The sequence below is a fragment of the uncultured Victivallis sp. genome (assembly GCF_944391105.1).
Taxonomy (GTDB): Bacteria; Verrucomicrobiota; Lentisphaeria; order Victivallales; family Victivallaceae; genus Victivallis.
On sequence record NZ_CALXSK010000025.1, the window covers coordinates 23876 to 40306 of the forward strand.

The following is a 16431-nucleotide window of genomic DNA, read 5'->3' on the forward strand; positions in this document are numbered from 1 at the left end:
TTCCCGCAGCAAACTTCAAAAACCTTCAACACACATCTTTAAAGACCTGCTGCCATTGTTTGACCTTGGTGCTGTCCATCATGCGATGACGCAACTTTTCGACTCCGGGCAGAAGCTGCTCGGAATCATATCGGCGGAACTCCTCAAAGCTCATGTGGGCGATGTCATTCGAGTTGAAGATCTTGATCCCCTGCTGATTATAATGGTGATACACCGGGTTGGCCGGGGAGAGATACACCTTCCTGCCCAGACTTGCAATGATTACGGCACTGCCGTTCCCCTGCTGACGCCGCTGATTGGAAATATAGATGTCGACATTCGCCAGGTGGCGCGCATACAGCCGTTTCGGCATGAAATTGAAAATCGGCTGGAATTTCTCTCCGAATATGGAATAACCGGTACGGCAGATGGAGGAGAGCAGGTCTTTCTGACCATCGCTGTGGTAGGACAAGATGGTGGTGACGATCATCTTCTCATTTCGGAATTTTCCCAGCGTCCGCAGCATTTCCAGAGTCAGAGTATCTGCCGAGTTGTTGATCTGCACCAGCAGATAATCATCCTTGCGCGTCCGTTTCAGCATTCTGGAATGAATTTCGTGGGGGTAGGTCGCATAACAGCATTTTTTCCCCGGTTTGAACCGTTTCTCATACTCCTGCCGGTCAAACGCCGTGATGATGGCATGAACGTTGTTTTTTACAAAAGTGTTTTTCTCATCTTTGGGACTGTTGTAAAGATCGCCGCCCCAGATGAACCAGTAGGTTTTGGCCAGATACTCCCGCTTCACATAAAAGAAATTGACCAGACGCTGGTCGAAAAGACCGTGGATGATGATCTTGTTGAGGGTCTTGAGCGGCATGTTGATCAGGTTGCCGAAGAAGACGTTTTTCCGGCGCCTCAACGCGAATTGCGTCTTCGGATACATGATGTACGGAAAGATGAAACAGTGTTCCGACGTGTCGAAATTGCTGCAGATGAAGTTGATGATCCCGACGCTGTGGATCCCGTTGTTCATGATGTGAACGTATTTGTAGGAGGTGATGTCGAACACCTGCTGATAGTTGAAGTAGAGCCCCTGCGAGAGATCCCTGGTCATGCCCGGGGCGTCGGACTGAGCCGCATTGCTTTTCGATAAATTCAGGGACGCTTTCGCCGCGGGACGCGAAACCGCGGGGGGTGCCGCCGGTCGGCCGAGCAGCTTTTTCAGGAAAGCCTTGGTCCTCGGAAAATGCGACAGAACTTTCTTCAGTTTTGCGACAACCCGCTCGCGCACTCCTCCGATCATCAGCAACGCTCCGCCCAGTACGCCAAGGCAGAGGAAAGCTCCGGCGAGAAGAACCAGCAGCAGCATCAGAACAATGAGGATCAGAAGCAGCACGATCAGCCACTCAAAACTCTCTTCCGAAATCGGAGTGAGCGTCGGCAGCAAGGCCCATGCGGAAAGTAAGTTCAACATTCTGCTCCTCCCGCTTCTTCCTGAAGCACTTGACGTATGGTTGACGAAATCTTTTCCACAATTTCTGCCGGCAGCTCCGGATAAAGCGGCAGACAGGCGATCCGGCTGGCGATGTCTTCCGAAACCGGGCATGCGATCTGCCGTTCCAGATAGGGAAGTTTGTTCAGACTCGGATGGAAATAGCGTCGGGGATAGATCCCCATTCGGTTCAGCGTCCGCAACACTTTGAGCAACTCCTCCTCCGACCGGAAGATGACGGGGTAGTACGCATAATTGTACTCCAGATCCGGCACGCTCTTCGGACGTTTCACACAGCCTTTCAGCAACGCGTCGTACTGCTCCGAAACCCGGCGGCGACCGGCGTAAATCTCCGGCAGATGCGGCAGCAGCGCAAGCCCCATCGCCGCGTGGAATTCCGACTGTTTGGCGTTGATTCCCATGCAGATGTGGTGATCGCTGTCGTGGCCGAACCGTTTCATGACCTCAAGCTCGTCCGAAACGGCCTTGTCCTTCACAATGCAGGCGCCGCCCTCGATGGTATGGAACAGTTTCGTCGAATGGAACGAGAGCGTGGAGATGTCTCCGTAATTCAGGAGCGACTGCCCGCGATACCGGACCCCGAACGCGTGCGCCGCATCGTAAATGACTTTCAGATGGTGTTTGTCGGCGATCTCCTGAATGGCATCCACATCGCAGGGGTAACCGAAAACGTGGACCGGCATAATCGCCCGGGTCCGGGGGGTGATCGCTTCCTCGATCCTGGCCGGATCCAGTGCCAGAGTCTCACGGTCGATGTCGACAAAGACCGGCACGCAGTGCTCCCACAGAATCGCGGAGGTGGTCGCAACATAGGAGAACGGCGTGGTGATGACCTCTCCTCCGTCGATACCCAGAACCCGCAACGCCAGCTGCAGCGCCACGGTCCCGTTGGTGATATAATGAAAATGCTTCACCCCGAGGTACTCGGAAAGTCTGGCTTCCAGTTCCTTGAGAAGCGGTCCCTGGTTGGTCAGCTGACAGCGCTGGAAGATGCCGGAAACATACTCCTGATACTCTTTTTCCGGCGGAAGAAAAGTTTTGGTGACAAATATCTTGCTCATGATTAAAAAACCAGCTTTCTATTGTTGATTTCCGCCATTACCGATTCGGGAGAACCGGAAAGCAGAACTTGACCGCCTTGCATATAGATCAGAGACGTGCAGAAATCCCGGAGCTGCGAACGGTTGTGACTGACGAGAACGATCGTCATCCCCTTTTTCTGCTTGGCCCGGATCATCTCGGTGCATTTCTGCTGAAACGCCGAGTCTCCCACCGACAGCACCTCGTCGACAAGCAGAATGTCCGGGTCGGTCATGATCGCCACCCCGAATCCCAGCCTGGCTCTCATTCCGGAGGAGTAGGTGTAGATCGGCGCATCGATAAACTCCCCGGAAATCTCCGTCACATCGATGATCTCTTCGAGCAGCTCGTTCATTTTCCGGCGCGGCATCCCCTGGAGCACGCCGTTCAGAATGATGTTCTCCCGGCCGGAAAGTTCATTGGCGAACCCTGCGCCGAGAGCGAGCATCATGCTGATCCGTCCCCGGGTTTTCACGGTGCCGCGATCGGGTTTTATGACCTTGCCGATGAGACTGAGCAGCGTGGTTTTCCCGCAGCCGTTCGCTCCGGCGATGCCGAGTGTTTCTCCCGCGGGAACCTGGAGAGAGAAGTCCTTGAACACCTGCTTGGTCCGGGGCGAGGTTCGGTCTTTGATATATTTGGGCAGATGCAGCACCATCCCCTTGATTCCGGTGGTATGGCGGAACAGCGTGAAACTCTTGTCGAGATGTTGAATGTCGATGGCGTAATCCTGCATCACATCTGCTCCGCAATTTTATCGCATTTCAGACGAAAAATCCCATAGCCGATCAGCCAGCTCAGGAGGGCCGGAACCACGCCGATTGCCAGAAGTTTCCAGTTCCAGACCGGATCGTAAAAGATGTTGCGCCACCCCTCCATGTAGCAGGAGATCGGATTGCACCACATGACCAGAACCCGGAGCTTGCCGTGGAGATTGTCCAGATGGTAGAAGATCGGAGACATGAAAAACCACGCCTGCAGCAGAACTCCGATGATCCGTTCCAGATCACGGAAGAACACGTTCAGCGTCGCCAGCGCGTAACAGATTCCGGCCGTGAAAAAGAAAAATTCGAGAAGTATGATCGGCATCGTCAGCACCGACCAGCCCGGAACGATCTTGTATACGAGCATCAGCAGAAACATCACTGGAATAATCAGCAGAAAATGGATCAGTTCCGTCAGCAGCCGGCTGAATACCAGCAGACTGCGGTCGAATGCGGTTTTCTTGAGCAGCGTCGCATTTCCTGGAAAACAGTGGAGACTCATGGTGACGGCTCCGCTGAAGAAATACCACAGGAACATGCCGCTGAGCATGTACAGCAGATAGTTCCTGATGCCGAAGCGCGCAACGCTGTTGAAAACGGCATAATAAACCAGACTCTGCAGCACTGGAACGAGGAAGGACCATAAAAATCCCAGTGCCGTCGAGTTGTATTTTAATTTGAAATCACGCAGAACAAGTACGTAAATCTGGTCGAAAACGATCGCTGTTTTCTGAAGCATTGCCTATTTGATCCGATTTATCCGGAAAGTTCAGACCCCAATCCCATAAATTCCCATTGTCGATACTCACCGCGATTTCGGTAAGTACTTTCTGAAACAGGACACAATATAGCACCTCGATTCTGGAAAGTCAAGTTCACGGTTCGTCCCTGCCGCCTCTGTTCCGGGAAAATCCGGTTCTGTCCGAGAAGATTGTCCGGAGGAGGAAAACGCCCCGCCGTCCGGTCCGTTTTCCGAATCCTGTTTTTTCGAAAATGAGGCGCTCCGTCGTTCCGCAACCGGGATGATTCCCGCAGGATTTCAATGCATGAGCGGCAGATCGACTTGAGTCCGACCAGCTTCTTGGATATCGGCTGTCAGGAGGAGGTCGGCCGCCGGAATTCCGGCGGCCTTTTCGAAACGGAGGCTCTTACTTGGAGTAGAGCTCGATCTCCCAGAGGGAATATCCGTAGTTGGTCGCGCGTTTGATTCCCTGAATGCGCACGAACCGTGCGGTCACAGGATCGATGACGATCGTTTCGGTCGCCTTCCGCTTGCCGTCGGTCTTGCGGAACACTTCCATGAAGTTTTCTCCGTCGGAGGAGACCTGAACTGCATACTCCTTGCCGGCTGCCTCTTCCCACTTCAGGACGATTTTGCCGATCGTCTTATCCGCGCCGAGATCGAGCGTGATCCATTCGTTGTCGGTCCGGTTGGAGGACCAGCGGGTGGTGTCCCGCCCGTCGATCACGTTTTCCGGCTTGAGATTCCCCTGCGTGGAACTCGCCGTCACTTTGGCGCCGTAGACCAGACTGTCATGTTCGGGGAATACCTTCATCTCCCAGAGGGAGTATCCGTACTGCGTTGCCCGTTTTTTGCCGAGCAGACGGATGTAGCGCGTTTCCTGCGGTTTGATGCGGATATACTCCCGGGCGCCGGGTTTGCCGTCGGTCACGGTATAGACATCTTTGAAATTCTGTCCGTCGTCGGAAAACTGAATGACGTATTCCTTCCCCGCCGCGGCCTCCCAGTCAAGCTGGATCTGCGCGACGGTTTTCGGGGCGCCGAGATCGACCAGCAGCCATTCGTTGTCGGTTCGCTTCGAGGACCAGCGGGTGTTGCCGCGGCCGTCCACGGCGTTGGCAGCGGAACAATCCGCCTGTTCGATGGAGCTGGCGGTCGCTTTGGCTCCGACCGCGATGTTTTCGGCGGCGTTCCCGTAATTTGCTCCGACCGCCGCAAGAGCAAACGCCATGGCAGCATAAAACGTCTGTTTCATCATTCACACCTTTCCGGGCCTTTTTACCCTGATTAATATAGTGGAATTGCAGGGATTTGTCAAGATGAGCGGAACAAGGCGCCACCCTTTCGGAAAATTGAAAAAAAACAGGAAAAAATTGGTTTGCACGGTTGACACAAGTATGGTTTTATTCCCATAATTAACTGTGTAGGACAGTTGGCGGGACAGGAGACGCAAATCGTGATAAAAAACATCTCCAAATCCGAATGGCTGAAAAATCAGCTGCTTGAAGAGATCCGCACCGGGGTATACCGCCCCGGGGACGTTCTGCCGTCCGTGCGGCATCTTGCCCGGCGGTTTGATGTGAGCAAACACACCGTCTCCCAGGCTCTGTCGAATCTGCACGAACTGAAAATTCTTGAAATCACCCAGGGCAAGGCGACCCGGCTCCGGAACAGCCCGTTCCGCAAACATATCGAGATCGTCTATTTCGGGAGCGGCACCGTGGACAGCCAGTCGTTCTGGGCGGATGTCTATCAGGGCATATCCGCGGAAGCGGAGAATTATGACGATTATGATTTCAGCCAGACGACGTTCCGCAATCTCAACTCCTACTTTTTTCCCGGAAATTTCGATTCGTCGCGTACCGTGGGAATGCTGGTTCTCGGGATGTCGCATGCAGTGGCTTACCGGGATTTTCTGCGGTTCGGAATCCCGATGCTGTCCATTCACGACTACAGCGAGTCGAGCGGCGTTCCGCATGTCAGGCCGGGAATCGGTCCGGTGTTCCGGGAGGCGGCCGAATTGTTCCGGCGTTCCGGCCGCCGGCGGGTGGCTGTGTTCAGCTTCTGGGAGCATCAGTTCGAAGGAATTGACCACTTCAAACTGGAGTGTGCCCGGGATACGTTTCTGCGCGCGGGGATCATGCCGGACGCCTCTTATGCCCTTGCGCACGAGGACAAGGATTCCGGCGGCTATGTCCTGCTGCATCGGCTCGTGCGGGCGGGGAAAACTCCGGACGGACTGTTTCTCGCCTCCGATGCGATGGCGCTCGGCGCCTATCGCGCGGCATATGAGCTCAACCTCCGGATTCCCGAAGATCTTGCGATTCTCGGCAGCGACAATCTCAATGGTTCCGGCTACATGGTTCCGTCGCTGTCGAGCATCGAACTGCACCGCGGCGAGCTCGGGCGGACCGGTTTCCGGACACTGGTTGAATATTGCGAGGGAAAAGGCGCGCTGAACTCGGTGGATGTACCGGCTGAACTTGTTCTGCGCGAATCGTTTCCGTAACGGAGCGGGGATGTGCCGTTTTTTACAGTTTCCAACAGCATTTTTCGGGGCCATGGGCTCCAGACACACCAAACAAAGCAAGGAGGACACAACATGGGAAGAAACAAGTTTACTTTGATCGAGCTCCTCGTGGTGATTGCGATCATTGCAATTCTCGCGTCGATGCTGCTGCCTGCATTGAATCAGGCCCGCGACCGTGCTCAGAGCCTGAAGTGTTTGGGGAATGTCAAACAACTGGCCCTCTGCACGGTCATGTATACGAATGTTTCGGATGATTACCTCCCGAAGGCGTGGAACGAAAAGACGAACGAGATGTGGTTTGAACAGCTCTACAAGGCCGGTCTGGTCCAGAAGCCGGTCGACGTGTCGAATGAGAACAAGAACGCCGTTACCGGCATCTTCGCCTGTCCGACCGAACTGCGCGCTCAGGAGACCCCGAACGGAACCAAGATCCACTACGGCATGAACCGCATGGCATGGACCTGGGGATTTCAGTTCAAGACCAGTCAGATCAAGAAACCCTCTCTCACGGTTCTGCAGTACGATACGGCGATTCACCCGAATTATGACAATTTCGTTTCCAGCACGAGCCTGGTTTCGGAGCAGAACATCGCCGCCAATCGCCACATCGGGAACAGTTCCCGCAATATCTCGTTTGTCGACGGCCATGCGAAGCTGCTCAGCAAAACCGAGGTCGCCCAGCCGTGGCTCTACGTCTGGACAATCTGCGGCAATGCGACCGGCAGCTTTTTGAAGGAAGACAACATTCAGATGTGGCGGACCGATTATTGAACCGTAAAAAGGAGGTATATTCATGAGAAAATTTCTGATGTTGTGCGGTCTGGCCGCCTGTACCGCGGTCTGCGCCGCAGACTGGGTGCTGCTGCCGGCCGGGAGCCGGGGGGAGGGCAAGGTGACTCCCGCGCCGGACGGTTTTTCCATCGAGCTGGTGAACAGCGACGGCGTCAACAACTATGTGACCGCGATGAGCAACCCCGCCCCGGTGCCCGCGGCGGGGAAGCAGATGAGTTTTACGCTGCGCGGTTCCGCGGAGAACGGCAAGGCGGTTTTGACGCCGTTCATTCTGATCGAACGCAACGGCAAATGGATCACGCACGAGGGGCCGACCCTGCCGATTCTCTCCTGCGAGGAGAAAGCGGTCCGGCTCGACTTCAAGGAGTTCCGGGACAATACCTCGCCCGGGACGCTGCGTCAGCTGAAGTTCGTGCTCCGCTCAACCGGGGAACCGCAGGGGAAGAAAAGCATGATCGAGATCCGCAAATTCAACATCTCCGATGCAGTGGCCGCCTCGACGGAGACGCCGGAAGTGAAACAACAGGCGGATGCGCTCCCCTCCGGCATCGACAATTTGAAGTTCCGTCTGCTCGCCGTCCCCGGAGTCGGCGACGGCAAGGTGACGGACAACGGCCGCAGCGGTTGCGTCATCTCGCTGACCAACACCGCGAAAAACAATTATGTGATCGCGCTGTCGCAGCTGAACGGCCGCGCCGCCGCCCAGCAGAAACTCGCATTCCGGGTGCGCGGCAAGTCGACGAACGGCAGCGCCCATCTGACCACCTGTCTCGTCGTGATCCGCAACGGTAAGTGGGATAACATCAATACGTCCGGCATTGAAGTCCGCAACGACGAATACAAGACCGTTGTCTATGGACTCGACACCGATTTCAGCCTCGGTGACGCGCTCTGGGAGCTGAAACAGTTGAAGTTCATCCTGAACGGTTCCGGGAATCCCGCCGGCAGTACGGCCGAGGTCGAGATCGAGGATGTCCGCATCGTCAGCGCCGACGAGCTTTCCGGAGCCGGGGTGGATTTCATCGTCGTCCCGTCCCCGCGTGAAAAGCAGGTGCGCACGGTTCCCGGCGTCACGCCGGTGAAGGTCTGGTTTGACTTCGACAACGACGATCTCTCGGGGCGGATCCAGAGCCGCGTTTCGCCGGGGATCATCGACGATCCGGTGACGACCGCGGGATTCCGCGGGCGCCTGCTCGACAATGCGGAGGGGATCGTCGAACTTGCGGATTCTCCGGAGGCGGCCGATGTGCTCGTCTACTCGCGCGCCGCTCCGGGAAATCCGGCCGCGGTGCTCGACGGACTCGCGAAGGGAAAACGGCTGATCGTCTATGGCGACCCCGCCGATCCTGAAGTGAGTGTCCGGTTGCCGATTGCGCTCGAACCGCTGGCGCTGACCGGTTTCGCATCGCGGTCGAAGGTCGGGAAGGCGGCGGAGCATCCGCTGCTTTCGGGACGTACCTTCGTCGACGGGGATTTCGGGCGTTATTTCAAGAGTTCGCTCCGGCGCGGGCGGGCGCTGCTTTCGTTTGAGGACGGGACGCCGTTCCTCGCCGAGGACGGGGCGATTCTGCACTTCGCCTGCGGGATCGGCAGTGCGCTCGAACCCGGGGAGGTGTTTTACGACAAATTTTTTCTGCGTGCCGCCGCGCTCGGCAACGCTCCGGCGCTCGCCGCGCTTGACGCACGCGAAAAGGAGTTGCTCGCACAGCGCGCCGCAGCCGACAGTTCGCTTGTCGACTCCGTGCTTGAAGAGGCTGGAATCACGCCGGCCGCGGAGCTGGTCTACCGGCCCGGGATGTCGCGTGACAACATGGGGCGGTTCGGATGGCTGATCGGGGAGGGGCTCTCCTGCGACAGCATCAGCCGGGACCTGACCGTGTCGAACGGCGCCCAGAGCTATCGCTTTGACGCGGACGGCAAACTCTCCATCCCGTTTGCGGATTGGAGTCGAAAAGTTGTGAAGGGGGAGGTCGCGTTCCCCTCCGCCGCCGCCGCATCCGGCGAGATTGATCCGTGCGAGGAGTGGTCCGGCGTCGGCGAAGTGGAATACACCACCGAACTTCTGATGGATCCGGCCTGGAAAGGCAAACGTTTGGTATTTGAAGTCAAGGGCGGCATCGACGACGTGGACAGAACCTGGCTCAACGGCGTTGTAATCGGGGAGACCGGCGAAACTGTGCCGTATCACTGGATGACGCCGCGCGTCTATCCCATTCCGCAGGACAAGGTCCGCTGGGGCGAACCGAACCGGTTCACCGTCCGGGTCGGCAATCTGCGCGGCGAGGCAAGGTTCGGATCGCGCCCGTACCTGACCGTCTCGGAGAATGCCGGGACTCCGGAAATCGCAGTCAGCGCCGTCGACTGGATCGGCAAGACCTATCGCGTCAAATCGAATGGCCAGACGCGGGAACTGCAGATGACGCTGCTGGCTCCTTTCATTCGTTATACGTTCCCGCAGTCCGAGGTGATGCTCGCGCAGGAGAACACGTTTGATTACGCCGCCTGGAGCACTGGTCAGGGAGTTCGCATTGCCGATTTGCGCCGCACGCCGGAGTTCTTCGACCGGAAGCGTGACGGAAAATGGAACGCTCCCTGGCTGCTGCTGTTCCGCAGGAAGGAAGGCAAGCCGCTGCTGCTGGTATTCGCCTCGCAGCCCGGTTCACTTGCTGCGCAGCTTCGCGGCACGGTTCTGGAAGGAATTCGCATTTCCGGTTCGGACGGCCGCCCGGTCGGCGTGGTCGGCGCAGGCTGGCCGTGGGGCGTTACGACCCCCGACTCGACGAATTGGCCGGAAGCGCTGCCGGAAACCGCGTTGCGGCAGATCGCACAGGGGGTCAACATGGCGCTGAACCTGCCGGTCGGCTGCGACGAGATCTTCGCGCTGGACCGGCAGAATCAGCGGGTCCGCATCGTGAACCGTTTCCGCTTCAGCCCGGTCAGGGACGACTGGAATACTCCGCTCGAACCGTTCGCAACGCTGCCGCCACTCGCCGCCTTCGCGCTTGAACAGGGAAAACTTGTCGAAACCGATGCGGCTGTAACCGATTTCCAGCTGAACACCCGGCTCGGACCGACGGCCGGAGTGCGCAATTGCAGTACGATCGCTTATTCGCTGCCGCTGCCGCCGCCGGAGGATCTGACGATTCCGGGGATTCGCAATGCGGGCGAACTCGGGCGCGCGTGGAATGAGATCTTCGCTTCCGGCGTGCGTTTCTCCTGCGGCGGAGGCGTTCCGGTCACGGCGTGGACTCCCGCGAAACCCGCCGGGGATATCCCGACAGGAAACATCGACCTTTTCGCGTGGAACTTCGGAATGACCACCGCTCTTCAGGGCGGACTCCTGCTCGATGAATCGAACCGGATGAAACTCGAGGAACGGTGCCGCAACCGCTTCATCGAGCCGATTGAACTCTATCAATACAAGAACTTCGTGCGTCACCGCGAGGAGCCGTTCAGCGGACTCAAATATCCGATCAGCTTCAACAGCTACTATCCGAACACCACCGTTTATGCGCCGGGGATGGGAACGAAGATCATCTACGGCGATGTGAACGAAGCGTGCACGGTGACCAGCTGGGTCGGCCGCCAGCTCGCGGATGTTTACGGCCACGCGGGACTCGTGCGTTCCAACTGGCACTTCTTCCGGGAGATCATGCGCCACAATCTCTTCATCGACGATTACGCGTTCCACACCGGCAGCTGCCGCGAATTCGGCGTCGGCGCCTGGATCGATATGCTCAACGGCGAATATGCCGGAATGGTCTACTTCTCGCGTCTTGCGGAACTCGCGGGGGACGACGCCACCGCGGAGCATGCGCTTTACCGCGCCGCCAAACGTACGCTCCCCACGCTGATGCGCCTCCATTTCAAGAGTTATCTGAACCGGGCGATGCCGGAATTTGACACCTCCGCGATCGGGCTTGTGACCGGATTCGGGGAGGACGGAGTCAAGACCATGCGTTTCCCGACCGGGAATTTCGTGACGGCGATGGATCTCTTCGATCTGTCGCAGGGGTCACCCGGCGTGCTCTATCGACTCTACCGCGACCGCGCGCTGCCGGAGATCCAGACTTATCTGCGGGAGACTTCACTGCCGATTCTGACCGATGAGAAGAATTTCATCATGCGTTCGGCCTACCTTCAGCCGTTCTCGATGTACGGGGAAGATCCGGCTGCGCTCGAACGGGCAACCGCCAGAGTTCTCGAACTGCATGGGGAAAATCTCAAACGCGACTGGCCCGGCATCTGCGCGCCGTTCCACTTCGGCTGCACGCTCTGGCGCAAATATTCCGCTCCGGCCTTCGCGGAGTGCAACGAACTGGACATCTCCCGCGCCGTGTACGATCCCGACACCCGGAAACTCGAGGTTGACTTCGAAGCCGGGCCGCGGAGCCGGCTCGTAGTCGAGAGCGTCACCCCGCCGAAGCGCATCCTGCGGAACGGTTCCGAGGTCGAGGCCGCGAAGGCCGACGCCGGGGCTCTCCTTCCGCTGCTCCCCGGAGAAAACCGCTTCGTCCTTGAATTCTGAACAAAACGGGCGCGGGAGATTTCCCCCCGCGCCCTCCAGCATGGCCCGGTCTGCCGTTATGCGGAGACCGGTTTTTTTCCGCTTCGCAACAGGCGGTGCAACAGGCGGCGCAGACGGTGCCGCCGCGGTTTGGCCGTGTCATGAACGAAGATGAAGTAGAGCGCCGGAATCACATAGAGCGTCAGCAGCGACGCGATCGAAAGGCCGCCGACCACACCCATGCCGCAGCTCGCGCGCAGTTCCGAACCGAGTCCGGTTCCGAGTGCCATCGGCAGCATGCCGGCGACTGAAGCGATGCTTGTCATCACGATCGGACGGAACTTTGACTGGGTCGCGAGCAGCATCGCCTTGTGGGTCGTCACTCCGGATTTAACCAGTGTTGCGCACTCGTCCATGATGAGGATCGCGTTGTTCACCACGATGCCGATCATCATCACCCCGCCGAGAAGTCCCATGAGCGACATCGACATTCCTGTCGCCCAGAGCGTCGCATACATGCCGAGGAATCCGAGCGGCACCGTGAACATGATGAGGAACGGGCGCGTCCAGGACTCCATGATCGCCGCAATCAGAAGATAGGTCAGCAATGTCGCCAGAATGATGACCTGACCGAATTCCCGGGCCGTCTCATTCATGAGTTCGACGTTCCCGCTCATTCGGACGCCATAGCCCGGCGGCAGCGCCTCCAGCGCGATTTCCCCGATCGTCTGGGAGACCGTGCCGAGCGCCATCCCCGGCGCCGTGTTCGCGTAGAGCCACATGGTCCGGATCTTGTCGTAGCGGTTGATGACCACAGGACGGGTGTCCTCGGTGATTTCCGCAAGAGCCTCCACGCCGAGCGGATTGTTGTCCTTGACCGCGGGAGCCGCCTGGCGGAGCTGCTCTTCCCCATACTCCTTGGCGTTTTTCACCCGGATGTCGAACGTGCGCGTGCCGCTGCGGAAATCCCCGACTTCGATGCCGTCCAGCGACCCGAGCAGATATTCATACAACTCGTTGGCCGACATGTCGAGATTCTGAAGCACGGTCCGGCGCGGCGTGATGTTGATGTTCGGCTTGCGTTCACGGCGGCTCGAATCAAGATCGCGCGTGATGCCCAGGGTCGGCAGTTTTTCCATGACGGTCATCTCGGCGTTCTCAAGCACCTCAAGATCATTACCGTTCATCACGCAGCGGATCTCCGCGCCACTGCCGCCGAACGTCGACGGAATCGACAATGTCAGACGGCAGTTGTCGAGGTAGGATAGCTCTTCCCGTACTTGCGCGAGCAGATCGTAAATCGTCTCCTCCCGCTCGAATTTTTCCGAGGTTTTCAACGTGATCTGCCCGAGGTAGACCGCGGAATTCACCTGCCCGGAACCACCGTCCGAGTCGCCGATCGTGATCGACATGCCGCGGATGAAGTCGAACTTTTTCAGATGATCGGCCGCTTCCCGGATGAGCTTGTCGGTCGTCTCAAGATTGTAGTTGGTCGGAAACTCGAGTTTGATCCGGATCTCCCCCTGGTCGCAGAACGGCAGAAATGACAGCCCCACCTTGGGCACAATAAAGAGCACGGTTGAGAGTGCCAGCGCCACTACCGCCGCCATCAGCAGAATCGGATGACGCGCCGTCCATTCGATGGAGCGGTCAAATTTCCGGCAGAGCCAGTCATAGCCGAGATCCCACGGAACGAATATGCGTTGCAGCAGACTCTTCTTCTCTGGTTCATCGGCCTTTTTCCGTTTTTTCTGCTTCAGCAGCACACATGCGAGAATCGGGGTCAGCGTGAAGCTGATGAAGAGCGAAACCAGCGTCGCCCCGACCATCACCCCGGCGAACGGCACCATCATGCTGCCGATCCGGGTCGTCATCATCATCACCGGAACGAAAACCACCACGTTTGTGAGCGCGCTGGCCGAGACCGCCGCGATGACTTCCCCCGTTCCGCGTTCGGCAGCGGTTTTGATCGGTTCGCCCTTGTCGATGTGCTTGAAGATGTTCTCAATGACGACGATCGAGTTCGTCACCAGAACGCCGACCGAACACCCGAGCGACAGCAGCGTCATGATGTTGAACGAGTAGTTGAACCACACCATCACCGCGAACGTCACAATCACCGAAATCGGCATCGATACCATGACGATGAAAGTCGATTTCGGTTCGTGCAGGAAGAGGAACAGCAGCACCGCCGTCAGAATGATGCCCGTGATGATGCTGCTCCAAGCATCGTCGACCGACGCCTGGATGAAAGCTCCCGAGTCAGTGAACCAGAAGAGCTCCATCCCGGTCGGCAGTTCGCCGTTCGCAACCATCTGGTCGAATCGCTGACGGATGCCTCGGATCACTTCGATCGCGTTCGCCTCGCCTTTTTTGACGATCTTGAACCGGGCGGCAGGCTGACCGTTGACATAGGCCTTGCTGCGCACCTCCCGGCTCATCAGCTTTACGTCCGCAACATCGCGCAGGTAGACGCGCTTGTCCTTGAATTTCCCGACTTCCAGCGCTTTGATCTGCTCAACATCCTTGAAGTCGCCATTGAACGTGACGTTTTTTTCGCCCTTGTCGAACTGGATGCGCCCGAGCGGCTCGCGGACGTTGTTCTCGCGCAGTTTCGAGACGACGTCGTTGATGGAAAGATTCATCGCCGTGAGCTTTTCCCGATTCAGCAGCACGTGGATCTGCATCTCGTTCGCACCGTAGACGCGCACTTCTCCGACTCCGGGAACGGAGGCGAACCGGTCGGCGATCACGTCATCGGCGTAGTCGTAAAGATCATCCTGGGTGCGGTCGCCGACGAGAAACACCTGGGAAACCGTGGTCGCATTCGTGTCGATCTTGCGGATCGTCGGTTCGTTCGCGCCGTCGGGGAGGTCTTCGCGAATGCGGTTCAGAGCTTCCCGGATTTCGGTCGCGGCGATGTCCACGTCCGTACCCATGTTGAATTCAAGCTGAATCCGCGCTTCATCCTCCATGGACATGCTTGTGATATGCTTGATTCCGTCCAGAGACGAAACCGCGTCCTCGATGCGCTTGGCGATTTCAACTTCGATTTCAGTCGGACTGGCCCCCTGGTATTCGCACCGCACAAGTACGGTCGGAATCTCCATGTTCGGCAGCAGGTCGATGCTGAGCCGGGGATAGAGGCTGATTCCGATCATCACCAGAACAATGATGAGCGCCGTCATCGCAATCGGACGCTGGACGGACCATTTACTCAGAAACATGGCCGTCCCTCCGTTATTCCGCGTTGATCGGCCGCAGCAGCGAACCGTTGTTCACAAAGGTTTGACCCGTCACCACGATGCGTTCGTTCAGAAGGTTGTCCGCATTCACCACTTCGCAGTATTTGCCGTCGACGATGCCGCGGACAACGTCGATGCTTTTCGCTCGATTCTCCTTGTCGATTGCGTAGACGATGTAGCGGTCGTTTGCGCGCAGCAGCATCGCGTCGGCCGGGAGTCCATAGGCCTCCTTCTCTTCGAGGATGATGTTCAGGTCACACAAGGTTCCGCTCACGAGCTGGATTTCCCGGGGCACCTGCACCTTGAGCTTGAACGTGCGGCTTTCGGGATCGATGCTCGGCGCCTTGTAAGTCACGACGCCGCGCCCTTTCTCCACGCCGTCGAGTGCGAAGATCACCGGCGTCGTGCCGGCTTTGACCATATCGTAATAACCGGCGCTGATGTAGCAGATCACCTCCTGTTCCCCGGGATTTTCGAGTCGCAGGATGTTCTGACCGGTGACGACATATTCGTTCTCCTCGACGTATTTGTCCGTAACCACGCAGTCGAACGGAGCGTAGACGATCGAGTCATCGAGATTTTTTCTGGCGATGACGAGATTCCCCTCGGCCTGTTTGAGCTGAGCCTCGGCGTTGACGATCGCGGCCTGGGCGGAGTTGACGTCGGTCTCGGCTTTTTTATAGTTGGTCTCGTAGGTTTCGAATTCGCTTTCGCTGGTCGCTTTCGAGCTCCACAGCGAGAGGAATCGCTTGTAGTCGAGCGTCGCCTTTTCCTCCAGGATCTTCGCGCTCTGCAGCGAAAGTTTCGCGCTTTCGAGTTCGGCCTGCTTGACCTTGATCTCATCCTCGCGGACCGTGACCTGGTTCTTCAGGATCTGGCGGTCGATGCCAAAGAGCGTGTCTCCCTTTTTTCGGACATCCCCCTCGTCGACCTTCAGGAGTTCAAGCGTTCCGCTGATCTTTGCGGAAAGAACGGCATATTCGACCGGCCAGACTGTCCCCTGTACCGGAATCTGGTGGCGGAACACCCGTTTTTCCAGCGGCTTGAGCGTGACGCGGATCTCACGTTCAGCGATCTCCTTTTTCTGTTCTTTCCCGCATCCGCCGCAGTGTGCCAGCACGATTCCTGCTGCGGCGATGCACGACAATGAGCGCAATAATGTGTGCATGAATCCTCCCCCCCAGGAGTGTTGTTAAATGGTCATTTCTATAAAATAGCACGTGGGAAGAAGGTTGCAATGACCTTGACAGAATCTTGACAAAATACTGATTCAGGTGCG

Annotated in this window: 10 protein-coding genes; 3 read left to right on the forward strand and 7 right to left on the reverse strand. The window is 57.6% G+C overall.

Features of this window, described 5'->3' with window-relative positions:
* Window positions 1-25: 25 nt before the first annotated feature.
* The 5 genes from Q0K10_RS09110 to Q0K10_RS09130 all read right to left on the reverse strand — a co-directional run bounded on the left by Q0K10_RS09110 (window position 26) and on the right by Q0K10_RS09130 (window position 5336).
* Window positions 26-1453, reverse strand: coding sequence for a TDP-N-acetylfucosamine:lipid II N-acetylfucosaminyltransferase (locus Q0K10_RS09110; protein WP_294506135.1), 1428 nt, complete (start codon window positions 1451-1453; stop codon window positions 26-28).
* Window positions 1447-2553 carry a DegT/DnrJ/EryC1/StrS aminotransferase family protein gene (locus tag Q0K10_RS09115; protein ID WP_294506138.1) on the reverse strand — a complete coding sequence of 369 codons (1107 nt, stop codon included), beginning with the start codon at window positions 2551-2553 and terminating at the stop codon, window positions 1447-1449. Before Q0K10_RS09115 ends, Q0K10_RS09110 begins: the two co-directional genes overlap by 7 nt.
* A gap of 2 nt (window positions 2554-2555) precedes the next feature.
* The gene (locus Q0K10_RS09120) at window positions 2556-3308 is read right to left on the reverse strand and encodes an ABC transporter ATP-binding protein (protein WP_294506141.1); all 753 of its coding nucleotides are present in this window, start codon (window positions 3306-3308) and stop codon (window positions 2556-2558) included.
* Window positions 3308-4075: an ABC transporter permease gene (locus Q0K10_RS09125; protein WP_294506143.1), complete on the reverse strand. Its 768-nt coding sequence runs from the start codon at window positions 4073-4075 to the stop codon at window positions 3308-3310. The genes Q0K10_RS09120 and Q0K10_RS09125 overlap by 1 nt, the downstream gene beginning before the upstream one ends.
* Window positions 4076-4484: 409 nt before the next feature.
* Complete coding sequence (locus tag Q0K10_RS09130) at window positions 4485-5336, reverse strand: discoidin domain-containing protein (RefSeq protein WP_294506145.1); 852 nt, start codon at window positions 5334-5336, stop codon at window positions 4485-4487.
* A gap of 198 nt (window positions 5337-5534) precedes the next feature.
* Here Q0K10_RS09130 and Q0K10_RS09135 point away from each other — a divergent pair, with 198 nt between their 5' ends.
* From Q0K10_RS09135 to Q0K10_RS09145, 3 genes are all read left to right on the forward strand, one after another.
* The gene (locus tag Q0K10_RS09135; RefSeq protein ID WP_294506147.1) at window positions 5535-6587 is read left to right on the forward strand and encodes a GntR family transcriptional regulator; all 1053 of its coding nucleotides are present in this window, start codon (window positions 5535-5537) and stop codon (window positions 6585-6587) included.
* Window positions 6588-6680: 93 nt separating this feature from the next.
* A complete protein-coding gene (locus tag Q0K10_RS09140) occupies window positions 6681-7379 on the forward strand; it encodes a type II secretion system protein (protein WP_294506149.1) in 699 nt (232 codons plus the stop codon).
* A 22-nt stretch (window positions 7380-7401) separates the two neighbouring features.
* Window positions 7402-11928, forward strand: a complete 4527-nt coding sequence (locus tag Q0K10_RS09145; protein WP_294506152.1) for a hypothetical protein — start codon at window positions 7402-7404, stop codon at window positions 11926-11928.
* A 56-nt stretch (window positions 11929-11984) separates the two neighbouring features.
* On the opposite strand, the gene Q0K10_RS09150 is transcribed toward Q0K10_RS09145, so the two are convergent.
* Complete coding sequence (locus Q0K10_RS09150) at window positions 11985-15134, reverse strand: efflux RND transporter permease subunit (protein WP_294506154.1); 3150 nt, start codon at window positions 15132-15134, stop codon at window positions 11985-11987.
* A 13-nt stretch (window positions 15135-15147) separates the two neighbouring features.
* Window positions 15148-16320, reverse strand: coding sequence for an efflux RND transporter periplasmic adaptor subunit (locus Q0K10_RS09155; protein ID WP_294506156.1), 1173 nt, complete (start codon window positions 16318-16320; stop codon window positions 15148-15150).
* Window positions 16321-16431 lie beyond the last annotated feature (111 nt).

Coding starts and splice junctions, on each gene's coding strand:
- Q0K10_RS09155 (WP_294506156.1), bottom strand. CDS start 16,320: ATGCACACATTATTGCGCTCATTGTCGTGCATCGCCGCAGCAGGAATC.
- Q0K10_RS09140 (WP_294506149.1), top strand. CDS start 6,681: ATGGGAAGAAACAAGTTTACTTTGATCGAGCTCCTCGTGGTGATTGCG.
- Q0K10_RS09120 (WP_294506141.1), bottom strand. CDS start 3,308: ATGCAGGATTACGCCATCGACATTCAACATCTCGACAAGAGTTTCACG.
- Q0K10_RS09145 (WP_294506152.1), top strand. CDS start 7,402: ATGAGAAAATTTCTGATGTTGTGCGGTCTGGCCGCCTGTACCGCGGTC.
- Q0K10_RS09130 (WP_294506145.1), bottom strand. CDS start 5,336: ATGATGAAACAGACGTTTTATGCTGCCATGGCGTTTGCTCTTGCGGCG.
- Q0K10_RS09115 (WP_294506138.1), bottom strand. CDS start 2,553: ATGAGCAAGATATTTGTCACCAAAACTTTTCTTCCGCCGGAAAAAGAG.
- Q0K10_RS09110 (WP_294506135.1), bottom strand. CDS start 1,453: ATGTTGAACTTACTTTCCGCATGGGCCTTGCTGCCGACGCTCACTCCG.
- Q0K10_RS09150 (WP_294506154.1), bottom strand. CDS start 15,134: ATGTTTCTGAGTAAATGGTCCGTCCAGCGTCCGATTGCGATGACGGCG.
- Q0K10_RS09125 (WP_294506143.1), bottom strand. CDS start 4,075: ATGCTTCAGAAAACAGCGATCGTTTTCGACCAGATTTACGTACTTGTT.